Here is a 17,336-nt window from a genome sequence, read left to right on the forward strand (position 1 = left end):
TTAATCCAATCTTGGAATAGAGCATAGCTAACCCCAATTTTTCTCGCTATTGTATTTACGCCATCATCACCATCTATATATTCCAAAACGGCACTAATTTTTTCTTCTATTGAAAATTTGGCCATAAAAAAGGCACCTCCAATTGTTAGACCTTCGTCTAACAATTGGGGTGCACTTCAGGGAGAGCTGTTCATTTAAATTATTTTGAGTTATTCATCTGATCTGTTAAGTTAGCAAGAATCGCACTATTCTCTTGGTCTGCATCAAACTGGATGACATCATCATAGTCAAAGGTAGTTAACGAGTCAGGAAATGATTCCTTTAAATAATGGACAAATGAATGAATGTCATCTCCTACTGTGTTATTGCGGCGATACTCCATCATAATTTGGCGGAATTTATGCGGAGGTAAATCGCATTGAATATGAAAGGATTTGCTAATGCCTAAGTGATCTTCGTCTGAGCTGTATAGATTATAGATGTTAGTCAATATTAACTCTCTCCTTTTGTATAGAATGAACTTGATTATTTTGCCCTTTTAGGCAAGTATTATAAAATTATTGACTATATAAATACTTCCTCACTACATTCATACCCTCATATTCGGCTTATCATTCTCTTTCTTTCTCACTTTGCTTAAACGCTTTGTATTTAAATACTTTCAAATCTAATTCTTTTCACTACATTGAGGTGTGCAGTTATCTGAAAGATTTCTTCTTACCAAAATTAAATACTGCCGCCACTGGACAGGTCTGCTCTACTACCAATTACAATCTGATTTGCATAATTTATTAACATGAATAAAACCGCCCCTATATACAGGTCGGTTTTTGGCGAAATCTAAAATTATTCAGCTTCCCCAACAACAGCAAAGCGTTGGTTTTTATGTTGTGGATTTTCAATTTCATCTAATAATGCGATTGCATAGTCGGCATAACTGATATAGCTGTCACCTTTAGAGTTTAGAAAAAGAACATCTCCGCCCTTTTGATAGAATCCTGTGCGCTTGCCTTCTGGATTAAAGAAACCTCCTGGACTAATATATGTCCAGTTAATATCATTCGTATTTTGCAGTTCTTTTAAGTTTTCTCCCATATTAAAAGCCGTTGGATAATAAGCTTTAGGGAATTCAGATGTTTCCAGCACAAGCATTGTTTTCGTTTCATCTACAAATAAGCTTCCTGCTCCACCTACTACAACTAGTCGAGTGTTTGGGGCAGCTTTTAACGCTTCTATCAGCACCTGACCTGCCTCAATATGCTGGATTTCTTGGCCTGGAGCAGAATTAAAAGCATTTACTACCATCGTAATTTTGAATATCTTCTGTTTTCAAATTGAAAACATTATTCTCAACGACAGTTACCTGATGATTTTGTATTTTTGCAGTGTCTCTTACAATTGCTGTAACCTCATGGCCCCGTTCTACTGCTTCTTTTAAAATTAAGTTTCCTGCTTTACCACTAGCACCAATAATTGCAATTTTCATTATAAACTCCTCCTATAATTATAATTTTAATAGTTACAACTCTTCCACCTAAAGGCTACTTGCTTAGTTAAAACAATGAGTTTACTTCGTTTTTAATTTCTTCAAGCATTCCTTTTCTTGTTGAATCATCCACTGAAGGAACGCTGCCAAAAGTTAAATGACCAACACTTTCAATACCGCAAAATTCAAATATTCCTGTTGTAGAGGTTTTCTTTAGTGCTTCTGTCATTCCAATAGAATCATAAATATCCTTCGGTGTTCCGTGAGTATTGATAATAAGACCTTTCTTCCCTGCTAGCAGCTTATCTATACCACCATCAGTATTGTACTGATAAGCAAATCCGTAGGAGTACACTCTGTCAATATAGCCTTTTAAAATAGCCGGCATTCCTGTCCACCAGATTGGATAAATGAGTGTAATAACGTCTGCTTTGCTGATATATTCTTGTTCTTTTTTAATTTCTGGATCTACTTCACCCTTACCATCAAACTTTAAAACCGGGTCTATCCCAATTGCATATAAATCCCTAACAATAACTTCATGACTTTTCTCTTGTAAAGACTCAACGACCGTACCGAGAATAGCATGGTTAAAGCTTTCTTCGTTTGGATGTGCATAAATAACTAAATGATTCATTACCATTCCTCCACTTTTTTCTATGCTTATCATTAATAACTTCGTTCACAGTTAATCACTTGTATCAATAGTTGTTACAAGTAATAATATAAGTTACATGTATCTAACTTGTCAACAGGTATATAAAATTGTTTTTCCCGAGACTTTTTAAGATTTTTAGGTATAATATAGTTGTAACCAGAATAATTACATGAAAATTGAACTTATCGTTAGGAAGGTGTTTCACATGTCGATCAGCAGTCGTTTTGCTGTTGGTATTCATATACTGACTCTTATTGAAATAAATAAAACAAGTGTTAACTCCTCTGAGTTTCTAGCAAGCAGTGTAAATACAAATCCCGCTGTTATCAGAAAGATAATGGGCATGCTTAAAAATGCCGGCTTAATTAACGTCCGTCCAGGAATTGCCGGAGCTCAAGCAGCAAAAAAGTTATCTGAGATTACTTTGCATGATGTTTATAAAGCTGTAAACGTCGTTCAAGAAAAAGAGCTCTTTAGTATACACGACAACCCAAACCCTGATTGTCCTGTTGGAAGAAATATACAAGACGCAGTACTTCCTCTCTTTACCATTGCTCAATCAGCAATGGAGAAAGCTTTAAGTCATATTACCATTGACGATGTTGTAAAAGATATTATTGAAAAAGAAAAGAATCATGAAAGCATTAAATAGTGCTATAAAAATGAAAAGAAGTCTGTTAAATGCAGACTTCTCTTTTTGTACGCTCCAACTGTTGGATAACTATAAACTCGTATTGTTGTTATTCTTATATTCCTTGCTGTACCTCTTTTCCGCAAAGAATAAAATAAACCCTGCCAGAAGTGAAACACTGAATACAATCCCGTACACTAGTTTATTTTTCATTTTTGTCAGCTCCTTATTTTATTCCACTCGTCCGTATCCTCCTCTATACATTTATTATAAAAGAATTCAAAACAAAAAAAATCGTACAATCAGGCAAATTCACACGTACACTAGGGAAAAAATATTAAAATCATGGAGTAAACATCCATATTAATGTCACTCCCTATAGTTTCCATCGATTATTGATTGTTTTCTTATTCTCCGTAACCCACTACTTAAAGTCCCTTAATTATTCTTTTCGACCAATATAATACTTTAGCCACTTCTTTAACAGAATATCCTTGAAGAGTTCAGAATATAAGTACCTGTCTATAAGAATTCTTTAGTTTTCTAATGAAATCTAACAATAAATTATGTTATCTGTCACTTAACACAAGCAGCAACCAATTAACTACATACAAAAAAGTCTCATGTTAACTCTTAAGAAACATGAGACTTCTTAAATCAAAATCACCTTTGTGAAAGACCAGTATCCTTATTTGTTACAGAATGTCTTATTCCAGGATCGTGAATATTATATTTTTTTACTAATTTTATTGTTGCAGCTGCGAATGCCCAGCAGATGACTAGTGAGGCAACTAGCATCCACATTAGAAGGTCTGGTGAGTAGTTCATAATGACTGGTGTAAATACAGAGCACACCGCTGTTAAAATACGGACAACAGCAATTGAAAAGCCTGTGACGCTTGCCCGCAAATCTGGCGGATAGAATGATTGGGTCCAAATTTTATAAATTGATTCTCCATGTAAGTTATTACAAGCAGAGTAAATAAAGTAAGCGGCAGAGAAAATAATCCATGATGTTCCGCCAAAATTCCAGAAATCACGAAAGACAGAACACAAAGAAAAATTCCGGTATGCATCATTGTGTATCGATATTTAGTATCAGCTAATTAATGAAAAAGAGAACGGCAATTGCAGCAAGGTTGGCAAAGAAGCCTAGTGCAGTTGAATATGATTGGGTCCGTCCGTTAATGGTAACAAGGAAATAATTGACGAACGAGCCCCAAGTATTTGTTGGGATATTCCAAAACAGATAAAAACCAGTAATCGAGATGAGCGGCACCATATACTTTTTGGAAGCAAAAATTGCTTTGATGGAAACTTTTTGTGCTGGTTGAGCGCGATTATTTTCATGTGCATTTTGTTCGTAAAGTTCATGTTCAACTTGACGAAACTTTTTGGAAAACACCCTAATGCCCCAATTAATCATGGCTATTGCGGCAATCCAAATGAACAACACCCGTGTCCCTGTCATATCCATGGTAGAAGTTAAGAAACCAAGTGCTTGTGAAAGGAGAATCCCGAGAATCCAAAACATCTCCGTAATAGTGATAACTTTACCATGATGTTTCGGTGAAACACGCTCCGTAATGACAGCAAGCGATGTTGGCAGATCTGCCCCTGATGCAAGTCCTGCGATAATTAACCCAATGAGTAGCATTGGCATACTATTAGAAAAGGCGATGATAATACTGCCGATTGCTACAAGCAGAATATCGATGTTAAAGACACGGACCCGGCCAAATTTATCAGATAAACGGCCGCCAAACAATGCCCCGATCGCAACAGAAAGGGTTAGCGCTGTGCTGATAACTCCTGTCCACCATGGATTAATGCCGAAATGGTCAGACCAAATTGCTAGAGCAATGCCGGCGCTGACAAGCAATGCGGCATCCAGGTAGGAAGCAACACCTGCAACACTTGCTAAAAACCAGTCTTTACCTGAAAGCTTATCTTGTGATTTCTCCATATTCATTTACTCCCTTTTTTATAAGTTAATAATTAATTCCTGCTCTCTTTCGATAGGAATAATTCGATTAGCTAGATGAAGAACTCCTCCAGATACGTTTGCTGTAACAGTAAGTTGTTGCTTGCTCCATTCAACTTTTACTTGCCCTGCTCCGACTGGCAATTCACAGGAGAAATCTTTAAAAAGGCCTACTTGTGGAGCCACTTCAAAGCTTTTGTACCCTGGTGCTGTGGGCTGAACGCCTAACAGGTAACGCCCGACTAAATAAATAGGACTGGCCCCCCATGCGTGACAGAGACTTTTCCCATATTTATCACCATACATTGCATATTTTTCGGCACCTGTTTCGTTAGGGTCGTAATATTCCCAGAAAGTCGTCGCACCTTCAGCTAACATCCCGCCCCAGTAGGATTTAACTTGCTCAAGGACATACGAATATTCACCAATTTGTGCCATTACTTCAAGCTCCCAAAACTTAAAATACGGTGTATGAATATCATTAATTGCTGGATTTAATAAAACATTCTTTTTAATAATCGCTGCTTTTTTTTCATCAACTATATTAAACAGTATGGCAAAGATGTTAGCATGTTTTGTTATGTTCCGTTTACCAGATTCATAACTGTCTATAAAGCCGCCCTTCTCTTCGTCCCAATAATATTTATGGATATTGGCTATTAGCTTTTCTGATTTTGCTTGTAAGTCTCCATTTGGCATTCCCAATGCTTTCTCAACGCTCATCATGCTTTGATAAGCACGGGCCAGCAGCATTTGTTCTGCACAGAGCGGGCCTGAAATATCAAACTCTGCCCAATCAATATACACCCAATCACCTGGTTTACCGTAAATAAAACCGTGTTCATTCGTTTGGGATTCACAATATTGCAGCAGGGATACCATTTTCGGATAAATTCCCTCAATAAATCTGCGATCACTAAATGTTTGATAATACTCTTCAATGCTTATCAGCCAATACAGGGAATAATCGATAATTGTATTAAGATGTTGTTGCATAAGATTGGTACCGCGGAGCCCAAGAATTGTCCGCTCAACAATTTCTTTGTTGAAAAAACTATAGCGATTAATGAAATAGCTTTGATAGGCATCTCCCGACCATACCCATTTATCCCGTTTAACTCCATCTAAAAAGAAGATATCACTGCAAGTACGGAAAGTGCGATCGGCAACCTCCCAAATTTGGTTGAGCTGCTGATCTGATGAGTGGAACTGACTTACTCCGCCGAACTCAACATATTGCCGGATAGCAGTAATCATTACTGAATCTTCCATTACATTGGGTAAAAAGATATAGCGAAACGCTCGCAGTCGGGTAACAAAAGTGTTTTCTTCCAATAGTTCAAGGTCTTTATCATCACGAGTGTTTATCACTTGTTTGAGGTAACAGTCCTTAACATCAAGTGCTTCTGTCCTGCTCTCACCATAACAACACGTAATAGGTTGAAATCTTTCGGAGAAAGTCACTTTTGTTTTTGCTGTAATGGTATGACCGAAATCTAGCAATGTACCTCCATTTACATATTCAATCTTCGAGGGTGTCTTCTGTTCATATGTGTAAGGAAATTCCATCGGATCTTGCTCTTTATCCACAAAAAGAGCGCTTACACCTACAGCCTGATCTGATTCGATATAGTTTGAAGCCAACCAAGTCTCATCAGAAAATATAGTTTGCCCGCACACAAAGATACTAGGCAATCCTTCCAAATGACAAACAATCACTTCAACCGTTATTTTACCTGGATTACAAGTAATAGTTTGTTCAAATGGGTATTTATCGACTTGTTCACTACCAGCCTCCTCCCGTCTTGTAACAGCTACATGTCCCTTCCCCTTAGCATGTACCGTAAAAGTTGTCTTTTCTTTGAGATGATACGTTTGTTTAAACTTAACATTATGGTTCCAACCAGCTGTAAACCAATAGGCAGGCCAATCAAAGCCACGTTCTTCTCGACTAAAATTTTGTTTCATAATATGGTAAATTTCAAAATCTCCTGGAAACCAAATCCAATAATTCACTATTTTCATCCTTTCTCACTACTTGTGAAACGCTTACATACGAAGTATAATCTAAATAAAATCTAGATAAAATGGCATTTATTCTTGAAAATATGGTCTTTGTTCAGGTTTAGTAAAATATTCGGAAAGGATATTAAGCACATGGAATTATCGACATTAGATGAGTACCTTTTCAGCCATACAGAAGTTGAAAAGATTCAACGAAAAGAAAAACAAAATATTAACGAGTTAAACCTTCCTTATGCCCTTCAAAAAGTCCCGAAAATCCCAAAAGAGGCATTTTTTCTTGAGGGAAATATTTTTATCAATAAACAGCAAAGATTTTCATACACTCCAGCACACACCCACGACTTTGTTGAAATAAACTATATGTATTCTGGAAACTGTACGCAGTATATTAATGATGAAAAAATTGAACTAAAAAAGGACCACATTATCGTAATGGATAAAGATGTGGTCCAAAAAGTTGATAATATTGGAGAAAATGATATTTTAATCAATATTTTAGTACATGAGAATTTTTTCTCGATGGATATTTTGTTTGACTCTTTCCAATCACATTCGATTTTCAGCGAATTTCTGCTTAATGCTATTCGCGAAAAATCCGCTCACAGCACTTTTTTACTGATTGATGTGTCAGGAAAAGAGACGATTTTATCCGTACTACGGAATATGATGGTTGAATATTTTAATCAAAAGCATTTCAAACAGGAGGTTATGAAACATTACTTTTCCATATTAAGTTATGAACTGAGTCGTATACTGGAAAATCGGGCTTGGGGCGAGAAGCAGAACACGATGGACAGTAAAATGATTGAAATCATCCGCTACATAGACTGTCATTATCAGGATGTATCACTTGCTTCCCTTGCAAAAACATTTAAATTTAATAAAAACTACCTGTCTTCTAAAATTAAACAAAATTTAGGGAAAGGTTTTTTTGAATTATTGAACGATAAACGATTAAGCGTAGCAAAAAAACTGCTGCGGGAAACGAATATGCCAATTGCAGATATCACTTATGAAATCGGCTATAATGATCCCAGTTATTTTTACAAAATGTTTAAGCAGAAATATGGAGAAACTCCTTTGCACTATCGGAAAACACGATAAGGAGAGCATACTGTTGTTTTAAAAATCCCCTTCTAACATTAATTTAGAAGGGGATTTATCTTCTTATAAGAGTTAAAAAATCATTTTTCTGAAAATGGCGCGCTAGCAGAGGTTGTGGTTTCTCCATCTAGCATGCTTGGCGTATGAAAATTTTCTCCTTTCATTGCTCTTATTCAAGCTGTATGCCCTCCAATATCAAACAGACTTTTCAGTACTACAGCAGTGTACGGAAAACACTTTTTATGAATAATAAATACTAAAAAAAGAATCCTAATAAAAAAAGTGTGAGGGTTCAATATGTCATTTAAAATTCAATCGCTACTTAATATTTGTATGGTTACGATTTCATGGTTGTCGCTATATTTTATCAGTGTTAAAAATATAAAAAGATTTCTTCCTGCTACCTTAATAATTGGCATTATTGAAATTTTGCATGCAAAAGTTGGCAAAGACCGTAAGTGGTGGGTTTTTTATAATAAGCCAAACACCTATTGGGTCGATGAATTGCCTTTTAATACTGGTCCATTTATTTTCATTTCCATGTGGACATTAAAGATAGCCTATGGGAATTTCAAAAAGTTTATGATAATCAATGCATTAATACATGCTTTTTTCGCATTTCCTTATACTTTTGCTGCAAAGAAACTTAAATACTATACATTAGTTCGCTTTAACAATGTGCAGTTTTTTATTTATTTCTTTATGAAAGCTCCTTTATTGTATTTATTACAATTCCTTGTTGAACGGAGCAGTGACAGGTTACGGAAGCTATGATAGGGGAACAAATAGAAGGTAAAAAAAAGCTTTCGGCAAACTAGTTACCGAAAGCCTTTTATATTATATTTAGTTGCGAATCAGATAATCAAATGCGCCTAGAGCCGCCGTTGCCCCTGATCCCATGGAAATAATAATCTGTTTATAAGCACTGTTTGTACAATCTCCTGCAGCAAAAACTCCAGGAATGTTTGTAGCACCGTGTCTGTCTACAACGATTTCACCGAAGCGAGTACGTTCGATTGTGTCACCTAACCAGTCAGTATTTGGCACAAGACCAATCTGAACAAACACACCTTGAAGTTCAACATGATGAACCTCTTCTGTATCGCGATCGATATAAGAAATACCGTTTACTTTATCTGTACCGGTAATTTCTTTTGTTTGTACGTTCTTTAATACTGTAACGTTTGGAAGGCTGTATAGACGATCTTGAAGTACTTTATCTGCTTTTAGTTCAGGCATGAATTCAAGCACTGTAACATGCTTTACAATACCAGCTAAATCAATTGCAGCCTCAATACCAGAGTTACCGCCGCCGATAACAGCTACGTCTTTTCCTTCAAACAATGGTCCGTCACAGTGAGGGCAGTACGCAACACCTTTGTTTTTAAACTCAGCTTCACCAGGCACGCCTACATTTCTCCAACGAGCTCCTGTAGAAAGAATGACAGATTTACTTTGAAGAACTGCACCATTCTCCAGCTCTAATTCAATTAAATCTTTCTTTTCTAAACGCTTAGCACGCTGTAAGTTCATTACATCAATGCCGTATTCCTTCACATGCTCCTCAAGGCTGGCAACAAGCTTAGGACCTTCAGTATGCTTCACACTAATGAAGTTCTCAATACCTAATGTATCCATTACTTGACCGCCAAAGCGTTCAGCAACAAGCCCTGTGCGAATCCCTTTACGTGCTGCATAAATAGCTGCACTAGCACCTGCTGGACCGCCGCCGACAACTAGTACGTCGTAAGGGTCTTTACTAGAAAGTTCAGAAGCATCTGGACCGCTGCCGATTTTATTAAGAATTTCTTCTAAAGTCATACGGCCGCTGCCAAATGGCTCACCATTTACGAAAACAGTTGGCACTGCCATGATATCTTTGCTTTCCACTTCCTCTTTAAATGCTCCGCCGTCAATCATTGTATGTGATATTTGCGGATTAAAAATGCTCATCACATTCAATGCTTGAACAACATCTGGGCAGTTATGGCAAGTTAAGCTGATATACGATTCGAAATGGTATTCGCCTTTGATGTTCTTAATTTGGTCTAGCAAGCTTTGGTCTACTTTAGGAGCTCTTCCGCTAACCTGAAGCAGTGCCAAAACTAATGAAGTAAATTCATGGCCTAATGGAATTCCTGCAAAGATGACACCAGTGTCTTCTCCGATACGGTTAACACTGAAGCTTGGTGTTCTTTGTAAAGTAGTCTTTTCTACTTTAATTCTTGGCGACATAGTTGCCAGTTCATCTACTAAAGCAAGCATATCAGTAGATACTTTATCAGTACCTGCACTAACCTTTAATAAAACGTCGCCTTCCATCAGCTGAAGATATTGTTCTAATTGTGCTTTAATGTCTCCATCTAATATCATTGATGACACTCCTTAGATCTTTCCTACAAGATCAAGGCTTGGCTTAAGTGTTTCAGAACCTTCTTGCCATTTAGCCGGGCAAACTTCACCTGGATTGTTGCGAACATATTGTGCAGCCTTAATTTTATTTACAAGCGTGCTTGCATCACGGCCAATTCCGTCTGCATTGATTTCAACTGTTTGGATAACTCCGTCTGGATCGATGATGAATGTGCCGCGATCAGCAAGGCCTTCTTCTTCATTCAACACATCAAAGATACGAGAGATTTTTTGAGAAGGGTCACCGATCATTATGTATTCAATTTTTCCGATAGCATCAGAATGATCGTGCCATGCTTTATGTGTGAAGTGAGTGTCAGTAGATACAGAATAAACTTCTACTCCAAGATCTTTCAAAGCACCATATTGGTTTTGAAGGTCTTCTAATTCAGTTGGGCATACGAATGTGAAATCTGCTGGATAGAAACAAACTACACTCCATTGACCTTTTAAATTTTGTTCAGAAACATCGATGAACTCACCGTTGTGAAATGCTTTAGCTGAGAATTCTGCTACTTCTTTACCGATTAATGACATAAAAAATTTCCTCCTAAAAGTGATTTGATGTATTATTAAATTAACAATAAATTTTATAACTTAATAATATTAAATTAATAATTAGTATTATAAAACAATCATTATTTATAATCAAATAAAAAATGTAATTATTTTAATCTAGATAAAATGAAAAGGCTATCAAAAAATCGATAAAATCAACATTTTTTCTCATAAGGACGCTGTAGTTTAATTCATTTATTGCCGAATTTCATTACTATTCATCAGCAGTTATTCTCAATTGAACAACAGAAATCGGCATTTTTTAAGTAGGAATTTTTTCAATTAAAAATTATAAACAATAATTTAAAGTCTTTTTGATTTATAATGATTTTTTTCTTCGTTTCTAAGAAAGATAAGCTTTGAAAATAAGCTGTTCCTCTAATATCTATTGTTACCAATGGCTACTTTTTTATAAATTCATGTGAACAACAAATTTTTAGATAAAATAAAGCCACCGAATAGGTGGTGGATTCCCCGCTTCTCCTAATAGATATATAAAAACAAAATAGATGCAAATCAGCAGCCCAAACCCCATAACAAAAAAGGAAAGCATTATATTTTCTTTTTTTACCAGCCCGATAATTCCGCAAATAAAGCTACCCAAACCTATAAACAACTCAAATAAAGCTACATGATAGATAGAGTATTGCTCCATAACAAAAACGCGCACATGATTAAACATGGTTATCAACAGAACGAATACTATTTGTAATAATAAACCTAAAAAAGATATTTTCATTTCTCTAAACTCCATTCAAAAGTGAAGTACATAGAATATTTATGTACACAGTATTTCTACGTATAATAACGTAAGCTACCATTAAAGTAAATTATTTTAAAAGAAAGTTTAAAACCTCGACATATTGGTCGAGGTTCACGTGAATATCAATTATTTATTTCATCATATATGGATTGCTTCTCAAACCAGTTCTTTTTACTTCTGCAGCGAAAGTAATATTTATATCTGCTTTGGCAAAGCCTTGATCCCATTGAACTCCGTATTTCTTAAAGTGCTTATAATCTTGTTCTCGTAAAAACTCTCCAAAACCAAATATATCCGCATTATACTCTTCTCTAGATTTATTAATAAATCGCATTATCTCGTCTTCCATCATTTTGTTAATAGCTTTTTCCTGTCCTTCAAAAGCAGACTCCTTTTTAAATTCATTTGTACAACCTGTACTTTCTAAATAGCCTTCTGCCTTAATTTTAACATGGAAGGTTGGAAGGCCATTTTTCTCTTTCGCTGTTACCTTTGTTTTTGTGCTAGTAATACGATAGCCAAACTTCTTATCTCCCTTAATACATTTAACCGTCAATTCTGTATTCTTTATTCTTCCCTGAATAAAGAGCATATCTCTAACTTCCTTTAATGTTGCAAAACCAACGAGTTTACCGTTTTTGATTACGCCAATTGAGTCAATAACTACTGAACTCTCAGGGACTTCACTCTTTAAGTTCTCAACATTTCCGCCTTTTTTGGATCACCAATTAATCGGGCTGCTGCAAGGACAGGAGACTGACCTTGTGCATTATATAAACGCACAAAATCATTTAACTTAATATCAGGTGCCCCGCCCCACTCTTTCTGCATCGTATTCAATTGTGTAAAGATTTTTAAGGACGGGCTTTTTTTGTACATATTTGTAACTTCCAACAAACTTCCTGCATCTTGTCCTCTAACGATCACTATACTAAAGTCATCACGCATTTCTCTGTTGCGGTCAAAAAAATCCATGAAGTCCATCGTGCCGGTTTCCGCCACTTCCTGACTAATTGCAAGGAGTCTCATATGAGAGTAAACTAGACGAGATGCATTAGATATATTAAATTTATGAGCAATTTCTCCTACTGCATCCCCCTCTAATGAATAAACAAATGATGGGGCCATGCCTGTTGCAGTTTGGTAATTCATTTCTCTCGCTTCCGTGGTCTCAATGGTTAACCTGTATTTTTTCGTTTTTCCTTTATCGATTGCCACACCTGTTACGATAGACACCTCTGATAGCTCCGCTCTATCCCAGCAGCCTGTTAAAAATAGCAGTGAAAAGCTTATTATGACTGTTAATTTAAATAATTTCATAAGTATCCCTCGCCTGTATAAGGATGTTAAAAGTTTCCTATGTAGGATGTTATTTATTATTTTTTGTATTACTGATGCCTTTTTTGCATGAACATGGTGTACGAAGGTACTCCATCACTATTCAATAGTTTCTAAAATAGCTTACCTAATGCAGTATCTTAAAGTATAATTGAAGAATGACATACTAATATAATCAGCCAAGTTTTTGTTAGATCCATTTAAAATTATTGGAGTACTACAATTTGATGTATAACGAATTGATTTTTTATATACTATTGGTTATTGTTGCAGGTTCTTTAAGCTTATTTCTGTACATATTTTCCTACTTTAAGCTGAAAGGTGCACCAGGTGCCAGATTTTATCAATATGCAACTTTATTTTCCTCTATATTTTCCTTTTTTTATGTCTTTGAGTTATCAAGCACCTCTCTTAAGACAATAAAACTTTGGGTAACTATGGAGTATCTTGTTATGCCTTTTATTCCGGCCTTTCTCTTTTTAATGTGTTTGGAATACGTTGGCCAAAAGCTAAAGCAGTGGAACTATTACATCCTATTTCTAATTCCATGCTTTACAATTTTCATGCAAGCAACCAATGACCTTCACCATCTGTACTACTCTTCTGTTGCGCTAAGAAGCGATGTACCGTTTCCTATCTTAAAGTTGGAATATGGACCATTATTTTATGTTCATGCTTTTTATATGTTCTTCTGTTTAACTGTTAGTATTATTACATTGCTACAACAACTGAAAAATGCTTCCTTTATGTTTCGAATACAAATAGTTACTATGTCAGCAGGCTTAATTTTCCCAATTATTGCAAATTATTTTTACTTAAACAATCTAAGCCCTTATGGAATTGATCTTGGACCAGTATCCATGAGCTTATCCTTTATATTTCATTCTATTGCTCTTCTGACCTTCAAGATGTTCAATGTAATGCCAATATTTAGGGATACTGTATTTGAGAGAATGAAAGAAGGGGTTATTGTATTAAATCAAAATGGTGTAATCCTTGATTATAATGATGCTATACTTCCTATCATTCCAAGTCTAAATGCTTCTGTGATTGGAAAACCTTTAAGCAGCCTTCTTATAGGCAACCAAAAGCTTATGAAGATTATTGATAAAGGTGTAGATTGTGACTATGAATGGAATCAAGGGAATAGAAACATTTATCATCAAGTACATTTCTCTCTTGTCGAGGATAATAGGTTAGGGAAAATAGGGAAAATAGTCTCGTTTGTTAATATTACAGAAAAGATAGAAATGCAAAAAATGCTCAAGCAGCTTGCATCTATTGATGGCCTTACACAAGTATACAACCGTACCTATTTTTTAAAAAAAGCAGAAGAAATGCTTTCAGCTTCAACAATTCAAGCAAATGTCTCTCTCATTATGTTTGATATAGATTTTTTCAAAAAAATTAATGATCAATACGGACATGAAGCTGGAGATATCGTTTTATCTCATGTAGCTAAAGTAGCAAAGAAAACCATTCGTGACGAAGATATAATTGGTAGATACGGAGGAGAAGAATTTATCATCCTCCTTCCAGAAACGTCCTTAAATGAAGCATACCGTTTAGCCAATGTTATCCGCCTGAAAGTTTCAGAAAGCTTCGCCACCGTTCACGAAATAAATATATATACTACTTTAAGCTTAGGTGTTTCCCATACAGCCTTTATTACAAATGATGCTGCCGAAACTATTCAAACTTTAATGCGAGAAGCAGATGCCGCACTTTATACTGCCAAACGGAGCGGACGAAATAATGCTCAAATGTTTTTGCCGGAATTTATCAAACAATAAGCTGGTAATAAAAAAGGTCAAATCTATAGATTTGACCTTTTTTCTATCCATATATGTATGTTAAAAACGCTTAGCTCTGCTGGTTAATAAATTCTTTAATTTGTTCAATCGTTAATCCAAGTTCTTTTGCTTCTACTATTAATTGAATCCATTCCATATCCAATTTTAATTCAGCACTTGTGTCAGCCATACGCCCTCCTGGTTTTTAGGCAGCACAGCCATCATAGAAATCCCTTAGATCTGTTGCTTTGCGCCCTACTCTTTCAAGCAGTTTGCCCTTTACTTATTCTTATATTTTAATTTTACAAAAAATTCTATAAATACAAAACTGTTTTTTATCGACAATTTTCGACTAACGCAAAAAGAGCCTAACCTCTCCTAAAGATTAGGCTCTTTCCCTGTCATCAAACAGATTATTTATCATTTTCTTTTTGTATAGGAATTCTAATGGAAAACACACTTCCTTTGCCTATTTCACTGCTTACGTGAATCGTCCCTGCATAGCTGTCGACAATCCATTTTGCAATAGAAAGCCCAAGGCCATGACCCCCGACTTGTCTTGTTCTTGATTTATCTGTGCGATAAAAACGGTCAAAGATTCGCTGCTGATCTTTCGGGTCGATTCCGATGCCAGTATCTTTAACTTCCACCACTAGTTCTCTCCCATCAGCAGCCAATGACAGCAAGACTTCTCCGCCGTTCGGAGTATACTTAATTGCATTATCTACTAGAATATACAACAGCTGTGTAAAACGCTGTGAATCTCCATGCACAATCAGTGCTTCAGGGGCATGTAAGTATAATTTAATTTGTTTCGAATCAGCAAGCATTTTTAAAGATTGGATTGTTTTTTTTGCTAATGGGCAAAAATCGAAGGTTTCATTTGCCAACTCTATTTTCTCCATGTCTGATCGGGCAATTGTTAATAAATCTCCGACTAAACCGGTCATTCTTTTCACTTCATTTTTCATATTTAAAAGAAGCTTGTGTGAATAATCCTCTTCTTTAAACTCTGCTGTCATTTCCATTGCATTTATAGAAGATAGCATCACACTCAACGGTGTCCGCAATTCATGAGACGCGTCTGCAACAAACTCCTTCTGTCTCGCAAACGTTCTTGAAATCGGAATCATCGCTTTTTTGGACATATAGTAGCTGATATAAATAGCGACTCCCATAAAAAGAACGGCTATCCCTAGCAGGATAAAGGGAAGCATTTTAAAAAGCTGGTACGCAAACGAGATTTCCTTACCTATGTAAAGCAAGCCGATTTCTTGGCCATGATGGTATATAGGCTGTGCTGCTACAAGGAGCCGCACGGTTTCTTGCTTTTGATCTGACTCAAACTCTTCTACTCTGCCTCTCGTTTTAAATCTTCTTTCGGCTGTTATATTGTCCACTTTTATCGTTTCACTGCGAATTTCGTTTTCAGAAGGATCCCAGCCATCCAGCTTGTTTAAAATTTCAGACCGGGAATCAGACACCGTTTCATCTCCCAGAACAAGTGAACCAGAAGTATTAACAACATAAAAGAAAAACTGATCTACATCCTTCTCCAGTGATTTCTGGTTTTGAAATTCAAGAAGATTAGTTTGATTTGTCTGTGTCAAATAGGCTTCAATACTGGTTGCTTCCTGTTCTGCAGTCACCTTCAGCTCGCGTTCTTGCTCCTTAAAAATAGTAAAATATAATAGCAAATAAACAACAATAATGAACAGGAGCAAAAACAGCATTAGCAAGCCGCTGTAAAGTGCAGTCAGCCGATATTGAGTGCTTTTAAAGATATCCTGGTTGTCTCGTCCTTTCCAGATAGAAACAAGTGACGCTATTTTAGCTTTCAAATTTATAACCTACCCCCCTTATACTTTGGAGCAGCCCATTTTGACCAATCATGTCCAACTTCTTGCGGAGCAGCTTGACTGTTGCATCAATTATTTTCATGGATACATCTGCATCCAAACCCCAAATCCTGTCAAGAATCACTTCCCTTGGCAGCACTTGTCCACGGTTTTGCACGAGCAAGTCGAGCATCTGGAACTCACGAGGACTTAACTGTACTTCTTCTGCTCCATTGGAGATTGTCTGGCTGAGCCTGTTTAATTGCATTTCATGAATGGACAGCTGCTCTTCAAGAATAGGTGCATAATTGCGTCGGGACAGAGCACGCAAGCGGGCAAGGAGCTCTTCAATTTCAAAGGGCTTTACAAGATAGTCATCTGCTCCCGCGTCCAATCCGATGATTCGATCCTCTACAGCATCTTTAGCAGTCAGCATTAAGATTGCTCCAGAATAGCCGCTGGATCTTAACCGTCTGCAAACAGACACACCATCCTCATTAGGCATCATCCAATCCAATATCAATATATCATAGTGTGAGGCTTTCGCGTAATCGTATGCGTCTTCCCCGTCCGTAACCCAATCGACCTTATAGCTGCCCTTCTTCTTTAACATATATTCAACTAGCTCACCAAGCTGGAAATCATCTTCCGCTAAGAGTATGTTCATGTAAAACTCCTCCTCCTTTTTTATTATTTCTTGTATCTATTATAAGTCTGAAGTCTTACTCACTTTCTGCCAATCCTAG

General features: G+C 36.3%; 19 protein-coding genes, 1 pseudogene and 1 riboswitch. Of the genes and pseudogenes, 4 read left to right on the forward strand and 16 right to left on the reverse strand.

Annotated features, from left to right (window positions below; all coding sequences use genetic code 11):
* The 4 genes and pseudogenes from M3600_RS29370 to M3600_RS13885 all read right to left on the reverse strand — a co-directional run.
* Window positions 1-125: transposase (locus tag M3600_RS29370; RefSeq protein ID WP_396953814.1), on the reverse strand; the 125-nt coding region annotated here is incomplete at its 3' end.
* A gap of 74 nt (window positions 126-199) precedes the next feature.
* Window positions 200-490 (reverse strand): hypothetical protein, encoded by a 291-nt coding sequence (locus M3600_RS13875; RefSeq protein WP_237943425.1) that lies wholly within the window; start codon window positions 488-490, stop codon window positions 200-202.
* 356 nt (window positions 491-846) lie between these two features.
* Window positions 847-1,486, reverse strand: a pseudogene (locus M3600_RS13880) (NAD(P)-dependent oxidoreductase).
* 67 nt (window positions 1,487-1,553) lie between these two features.
* Window positions 1,554-2,123 carry an NAD(P)H-dependent oxidoreductase gene (locus tag M3600_RS13885; protein WP_251646443.1) on the reverse strand — a complete coding sequence of 190 codons (570 nt, stop codon included), beginning with the start codon at window positions 2,121-2,123 and terminating at the stop codon, window positions 1,554-1,556.
* A gap of 226 nt (window positions 2,124-2,349) precedes the next feature.
* On the opposite strand from M3600_RS13885, the gene M3600_RS13890 reads away from it, so the two are divergent.
* On the forward strand, window positions 2,350-2,796 hold the full coding sequence (locus tag M3600_RS13890) for an Rrf2 family transcriptional regulator (RefSeq protein WP_251646446.1): 447 nt from the start codon (window positions 2,350-2,352) through the stop codon (window positions 2,794-2,796).
* A 69-nt stretch (window positions 2,797-2,865) separates the two neighbouring features.
* Here M3600_RS13890 and M3600_RS28970 read toward each other — a convergent pair whose 3' ends face one another.
* The 4 genes from M3600_RS28970 to M3600_RS29195 all read right to left on the reverse strand — a co-directional run bounded on the left by M3600_RS28970 (window position 2,866) and on the right by M3600_RS29195 (window position 6,775).
* Window positions 2,866-2,988 carry a hypothetical protein gene (locus M3600_RS28970; protein ID WP_267913447.1) on the reverse strand — a complete coding sequence of 41 codons (123 nt, stop codon included), beginning with the start codon at window positions 2,986-2,988 and terminating at the stop codon, window positions 2,866-2,868.
* 450 nt (window positions 2,989-3,438) lie between these two features.
* On the reverse strand, window positions 3,439-3,831 hold the full coding sequence (locus tag M3600_RS13895) for an MFS transporter (protein WP_251646449.1): 393 nt from the start codon (window positions 3,829-3,831) through the stop codon (window positions 3,439-3,441).
* Between the two features lie 46 nt (window positions 3,832-3,877).
* Window positions 3,878-4,741: an MFS transporter gene (locus M3600_RS13900; RefSeq protein WP_251646451.1), complete on the reverse strand. Its 864-nt coding sequence runs from the start codon at window positions 4,739-4,741 to the stop codon at window positions 3,878-3,880.
* Between the two features lie 18 nt (window positions 4,742-4,759).
* Entirely contained in the window at window positions 4,760-6,775 is a 2,016-nt protein-coding gene (locus M3600_RS29195) for an alpha-L-rhamnosidase-related protein (protein ID WP_237943418.1), read from the reverse strand.
* 141 nt (window positions 6,776-6,916) lie between these two features.
* Between M3600_RS29195 and M3600_RS13910 the strand changes: the two genes are divergently transcribed.
* Complete coding sequence (locus tag M3600_RS13910) at window positions 6,917-7,888, forward strand: AraC family transcriptional regulator (protein WP_233317009.1); 972 nt, start codon at window positions 6,917-6,919, stop codon at window positions 7,886-7,888.
* 297 nt (window positions 7,889-8,185) lie between these two features.
* Window positions 8,186-8,662, forward strand: a complete 477-nt coding sequence (locus tag M3600_RS13915; protein WP_237943414.1) for a hypothetical protein — start codon at window positions 8,186-8,188, stop codon at window positions 8,660-8,662.
* Window positions 8,663-8,731: 69 nt separating this feature from the next.
* Here the strand turns inward: M3600_RS13915 and ahpF are convergent, their stop codons facing one another.
* From ahpF to M3600_RS13940, 5 genes are all read right to left on the reverse strand, one after another.
* The gene (gene ahpF / locus M3600_RS13920) at window positions 8,732-10,261 is read right to left on the reverse strand and encodes an alkyl hydroperoxide reductase subunit F (RefSeq protein ID WP_233317007.1); all 1,530 of its coding nucleotides are present in this window, start codon (window positions 10,259-10,261) and stop codon (window positions 8,732-8,734) included.
* A 12-nt stretch (window positions 10,262-10,273) separates the two neighbouring features.
* Entirely contained in the window at window positions 10,274-10,837 is a 564-nt protein-coding gene (ahpC, locus tag M3600_RS13925; protein ID WP_233317006.1) for an alkyl hydroperoxide reductase subunit C, read from the reverse strand.
* Between the two features lie 457 nt (window positions 10,838-11,294).
* On the reverse strand, window positions 11,295-11,597 hold the full coding sequence (locus M3600_RS13930) for a hypothetical protein (RefSeq protein WP_233317005.1): 303 nt from the start codon (window positions 11,595-11,597) through the stop codon (window positions 11,295-11,297).
* 154 nt (window positions 11,598-11,751) lie between these two features.
* Window positions 11,752-12,282 (reverse strand): Ger(x)C family spore germination C-terminal domain-containing protein, encoded by a 531-nt coding sequence (locus tag M3600_RS13935; protein WP_311315919.1) that lies wholly within the window; start codon window positions 12,280-12,282, stop codon window positions 11,752-11,754.
* A gap of 29 nt (window positions 12,283-12,311) precedes the next feature.
* The gene (locus M3600_RS13940) at window positions 12,312-12,941 is read right to left on the reverse strand and encodes a Ger(x)C family spore germination protein (protein ID WP_251646457.1); all 630 of its coding nucleotides are present in this window, start codon (window positions 12,939-12,941) and stop codon (window positions 12,312-12,314) included.
* A 245-nt stretch (window positions 12,942-13,186) separates the two neighbouring features.
* Here M3600_RS13940 and M3600_RS13945 point away from each other — a divergent pair, with 245 nt between their 5' ends.
* Window positions 13,187-14,752 carry a histidine kinase N-terminal 7TM domain-containing diguanylate cyclase gene (locus M3600_RS13945; RefSeq protein ID WP_251646533.1) on the forward strand — a complete coding sequence of 522 codons (1,566 nt, stop codon included), beginning with the start codon at window positions 13,187-13,189 and terminating at the stop codon, window positions 14,750-14,752.
* A gap of 70 nt (window positions 14,753-14,822) precedes the next feature.
* On the opposite strand, the gene M3600_RS13950 is transcribed toward M3600_RS13945, so the two are convergent.
* The 3 genes from M3600_RS13950 to M3600_RS13960 form a co-directional block, all read right to left on the reverse strand.
* Entirely contained in the window at window positions 14,823-14,942 is a 120-nt protein-coding gene (locus M3600_RS13950; protein WP_233317003.1) for an anti-repressor SinI family protein, read from the reverse strand.
* Window positions 14,943-14,957: 15 nt separating this feature from the next.
* Window positions 14,958-15,039, reverse strand: a riboswitch (cyclic di-GMP riboswitch).
* A gap of 126 nt (window positions 15,040-15,165) precedes the next feature.
* Window positions 15,166-16,593, reverse strand: a complete 1,428-nt coding sequence (locus M3600_RS13955) for a sensor histidine kinase (protein ID WP_237943408.1) — start codon at window positions 16,591-16,593, stop codon at window positions 15,166-15,168.
* Complete coding sequence (locus tag M3600_RS13960; RefSeq protein ID WP_237943406.1) at window positions 16,583-17,257, reverse strand: response regulator transcription factor; 675 nt, start codon at window positions 17,255-17,257, stop codon at window positions 16,583-16,585. Before M3600_RS13960 ends, M3600_RS13955 begins: the two co-directional genes overlap by 11 nt.
* Window positions 17,258-17,336: the final 79 nt, after the last annotated feature.

The sequence above is a fragment of the Niallia sp. MER 6 genome, assembly GCF_023714395.1.
Classification (GTDB): Bacteria; Bacillota; Bacilli; order Bacillales; family Cytobacillaceae; genus Niallia.

Coding starts and splice junctions, on each gene's coding strand:
- M3600_RS13885 (WP_251646443.1), bottom strand. CDS start 2,123: ATGAATCATTTAGTTATTTATGCACATCCAAACGAAGAAAGCTTTAAC.
- M3600_RS13890 (WP_251646446.1), top strand. CDS start 2,350: ATGTCGATCAGCAGTCGTTTTGCTGTTGGTATTCATATACTGACTCTT.
- M3600_RS28970 (WP_267913447.1), bottom strand. CDS start 2,988: ATGAAAAATAAACTAGTGTACGGGATTGTATTCAGTGTTTCACTTCTG.
- M3600_RS13900 (WP_251646451.1), bottom strand. CDS start 4,741: ATGGAGAAATCACAAGATAAGCTTTCAGGTAAAGACTGGTTTTTAGCA.
- M3600_RS13910 (WP_233317009.1), top strand. CDS start 6,917: ATGGAATTATCGACATTAGATGAGTACCTTTTCAGCCATACAGAAGTT.
- M3600_RS13915 (WP_237943414.1), top strand. CDS start 8,186: ATGTCATTTAAAATTCAATCGCTACTTAATATTTGTATGGTTACGATT.
- ahpF (WP_233317007.1), bottom strand. CDS start 10,261: ATGATATTAGATGGAGACATTAAAGCACAATTAGAACAATATCTTCAG.
- ahpC (WP_233317006.1), bottom strand. CDS start 10,837: ATGTCATTAATCGGTAAAGAAGTAGCAGAATTCTCAGCTAAAGCATTT.
- M3600_RS13930 (WP_233317005.1), bottom strand. CDS start 11,597: ATGAAAATATCTTTTTTAGGTTTATTATTACAAATAGTATTCGTTCTG.
- M3600_RS13940 (WP_251646457.1), bottom strand. CDS start 12,941: ATGAAATTATTTAAATTAACAGTCATAATAAGCTTTTCACTGCTATTT.
- M3600_RS13945 (WP_251646533.1), top strand. CDS start 13,187: ATGTATAACGAATTGATTTTTTATATACTATTGGTTATTGTTGCAGGT.
- M3600_RS13950 (WP_233317003.1), bottom strand. CDS start 14,942: ATGGCTGACACAAGTGCTGAATTAAAATTGGATATGGAATGGATTCAA.
- M3600_RS13960 (WP_237943406.1), bottom strand. CDS start 17,257: ATGAACATACTCTTAGCGGAAGATGATTTCCAGCTTGGTGAGCTAGTT.